General features: G+C 67.8%; 2 protein-coding genes and 1 pseudogene. 1 reads left to right on the plus strand and 2 read right to left on the minus strand.

Annotated features, from left to right (window positions below; translation table 11 throughout):
- Positions 1-1016 (minus strand): GNAT family N-acetyltransferase (locus MBTS_RS22780; protein WP_192216557.1); only part of this gene is annotated, 1016 nt, incomplete at its 3' end.
- Between the two features lie 158 nt (positions 1017-1174).
- On the opposite strand from MBTS_RS22780, the gene MBTS_RS22785 reads away from it, so the two are divergent.
- Positions 1175-1582 (plus strand): hypothetical protein, encoded by a 408-nt coding sequence (locus MBTS_RS22785; RefSeq protein ID WP_192216558.1) that lies wholly within the window; start codon positions 1175-1177, stop codon positions 1580-1582.
- Positions 1583-1638: 56 nt separating this feature from the next.
- Here MBTS_RS22785 and MBTS_RS22790 read toward each other — a convergent pair.
- Positions 1639-2106, minus strand: a pseudogene (locus MBTS_RS22790) (PI-PLC domain-containing protein); the annotation flags it as partial.
- Between the last annotated feature and the right edge of the window lie 121 nt (positions 2107-2227).

A 2227-nucleotide genomic window follows, 5' to 3' on the forward strand; every position in this document is an offset into this window, starting at 1 on the left:
CCGCGCCGGATCGCGAAATCGATGGCTTGATAGTAGCAGACCTCGAAATGCAGGAAGGGGTGGTCCTCGACGCAGCCCCAGTTGCGGCCGTAGAGCGCGACATCGCCGACGAAATTGATGGCGCCGGCCACGTAGCGGCCCTCGCGCTTGGCCATGATGAGCAGGATGCGCTCCGGCATGCGCTCGCCGATGAGGCCGAAGAACTCGCGGTTGAGGTAGGGCCGGCCCCATTTGCGCGCGCCCGTATCGGCGTAGAACTCGTAGAACGCATCCCAATGGGCCGGCGTCAGGTCGGCGCCGGTGACGTGCTCGATGGTGATGCCCTGGCTCAGGGCGTCGCGGCGCTCGCGCCGGATCGCCTTGCGCTTGCGCGAGGAGAGCGCCCCGAGGAAATCCTCGAACCCGGCATAGCCGGCATTGTCCCAATGGAACTGCTGGTCGAGCCGCTGGAGGAGCCCCAGCGCGCCGGCCTGTTCCCATTCCCGCTCCTGCATGAAGGTGACGTGGATCGAGGAGGCCTTGGTCTCCGCCCGGAGCGCGCGCAGCCCGGCGATCAGCGCGGAGGCGGCCTCGGCCACGTCCTGGCCCGGCGCGATGAGGAAACGCGGGCCGGTGACCGGCGTGAACGGCACGCTGACCTGGAGCTTGGGGTAATACGTACCGCCCGCGCGCTCGTAGGCATCGGCCCAGCCATGATCGAACACGTATTCGCCCTGGCTGTGAGATTTCAGATAGCAGGGCGCGACACCGACGAGCCGCCCCTCGCGCTCCACCGCCACATGCAGAGGCAGCCACCCGGTCCTGCGCGAGACGCAGCCCGAATCCTCCAGGGCGGAGAGGAAAGCGTGGGAGACGAACGGATTGTGGGTCTCGTCCCCCGCCGCCAGCGTCTCGGGCGACGTGGCGCAGGCATCCCACTCCGCCGCCGGGATCTCGGCGAGGCCGGTGACCGCGCGCACCTGCAGAGTCGGTGCGGGATCCAGCTCTGGCTCGGCTACCGGTCCGGTCTTTTCCATGACCGCAATCTAACCCTGTCGGGCGAGGGGACAAGCGCGCGGTGCGGACGCAGACGCCGACCACCTCCGGGGGCAGATCTCGGAGAACACGGCCCTTGCGGCTCGAATGGCCCTGGATCAAGAATGACGGCAACTATTCCCGAGGAGGGATGAGATAGATGGGACCGACGGCTCTCGATGTCCGCCCCGGCAGCGAAAGGCGGGCACCGCCGGATGACTTCGCCGACGATGTCCTGATCGAGATGGCCAATCTCGATGAGCAGGACACCAACGTCCCCGGCACGATCTTCGTTTCGACGGCGCTGGGTTCGCACGGCCCTCGGGTGAAATGGTATCCCGACCGTGCCGGTCGCGACCTGCCCTGCCTGATCGTGTCAATCGGAGCCGATCCGAAAGTGCGCGACGATTTCTTGCCCAAGGGCGCTTCCCGCCTGGCGAGACCGCTCGTGATCGCATGGGTGCGGCTCAACCACCTAGCCCTGCTCCGATTCTGGACCGATGGCGCATCCTGGAACCGCCGCGAAGTCACGGCCTTCCTCGACGGACTTGTCCCGATTCCGAAATAGACCGTCGGCCCTCGCATCGTCGTTCACAGGAAGACCGCCCCCCATCACGCCGATCCTCAGGGCCGGAACCCCTCGAACACCATCTGGTCCGCGTGCTCGTGCGCGCGTTGACGCTGGTCGGGATTGCGCACCGTCCAGGTCATCAGCGGCATCCGGCCGAGATGGCGGCAGAGATAGGTGGCGGCGCAGGGCAGGTCGTCCACGCGCCAGGACAGGAAATCGGGGCGACTCGCTTCGAGATGCAGCAGGTCGGAGAGTGAGCGCCGCAGGCTCTCCGGCATCAGCGCATAGGCCGGATCGTCCTGGGCGGTCTCGCCGACGATTCCGCGCGGGATGTCCGGCGCGAGACCGGCGAAGGCCTCGATCAGGGCCGGGTCGAAGGACTTCACCGCCACCGGGCCGTCATACCCCGAGACGATGGCGGCCACGCGCTCGACGAGGCGCAGGTCGCCGGTGAAGCGCGACTTGACCTCGACCACGAGGGGCACCCGGCCGGCGATGGTGGCGAGGGTGTCGGGCAGGGTGCCCCTCGTGGTCGAGGTCAAGTCGCGCTTCACCGGCGACCTGCGCCTCGTGGAGCGCGTGGCCGCAATGGTATCGGGGATTAAGGGCCGGTGGCGGGGCAAGCCATTCGACCGGCCCTGG

Source organism: Methylobacterium bullatum (assembly GCF_014845095.1).
Classification (GTDB): domain Bacteria; phylum Pseudomonadota; class Alphaproteobacteria; order Rhizobiales; family Beijerinckiaceae; genus Methylobacterium; species Methylobacterium bullatum.

What these genes read in the sequence shown, in the direction of transcription:
- MBTS_RS22785 (WP_192216558.1), top strand. Translation starts at nt 1,175, where the DNA reads ATGGGACCGACGGCTCTCGATGTCCGCCCCGGCAGCGAAAGGCGGGCA.